Here is a 716-nt window from a genome sequence, read left to right on the forward strand (position 1 = left end):
GAGAGGCGCCGCTCCGGCGGCGCCTCTCGCTCCCGCTGAGGTGAGGCCCGGCATCCATGCCGAAGAAGACCATCGTCACCAAGATTGCCCTCGGCGTCGAGGATCCGGACCACGACGTCGCCGAGGTGCGCGACGCCGCCGGCACCGTGCTCGTGCCCGCCTCGCGCGGGATCGCGCACATGAAGGCCGGCGAGGAAGTGACCCTCGACGCGGACGAGGCCGACCGGATCATCGCCCGTTTCGGCGGCGAGGTCTTGGAGGAGATCCCGGACGAGGAGCCGGCCGCCGACGCCAAGCCCACCGGCAAGGCCGCCGCGAAGCCGGTCGCCGCGTGATCGACTTCGCCGCCCTGGCGCTCGGGCCCGGCATCGTCGCCTTCGGACGCCCGGTCACGGTGACGCCGCTGGCCTCGACGCCGCCGAAGCCGCCGTTCGACACGAGCGGCGTCTGGTCGAAGCGGAACGTCGACGTGCCGCTGATCGAGGGTGGGAGCGTGAACACGGTCACGATCACGCTCGGGATCCGACTGTCCGACTGGGCCGTGATGCCGGTCCAGGGCATGGCGATCTCCGTACCGGCCGCCGGCTTCTACCCGGACGAGGGCATGTTCTGGATCGACGACGTTGATCCGGACGGCCAGGGCGGCGCGATGCTCACCCTCAAGAACAAGAAGAAACCCAAGGCGGCATGATGTCATCGGAAGCCACCAAGATCCG

Annotated in this window: 2 protein-coding genes; both read left to right on the forward strand. The window is 70.0% G+C overall.

Annotated features, from left to right (window positions below):
- Positions 1-56: 56 nt before the first annotated feature.
- Entirely contained in the window at positions 57-335 is a 279-nt protein-coding gene (locus tag ACU8YE_RS23785) for a hypothetical protein (RefSeq protein ID WP_446929789.1), read from the forward strand.
- Entirely contained in the window at positions 332-691 is a 360-nt protein-coding gene (locus ACU8YE_RS23790; protein WP_446929791.1) for a head-tail joining protein, read from the forward strand. The genes ACU8YE_RS23785 and ACU8YE_RS23790 overlap by 4 nt, the downstream gene beginning before the upstream one ends.
- Positions 692-716 lie beyond the last annotated feature (25 nt).

It is taken from the genome of Ralstonia sp. VS2407 (assembly GCF_052950655.1).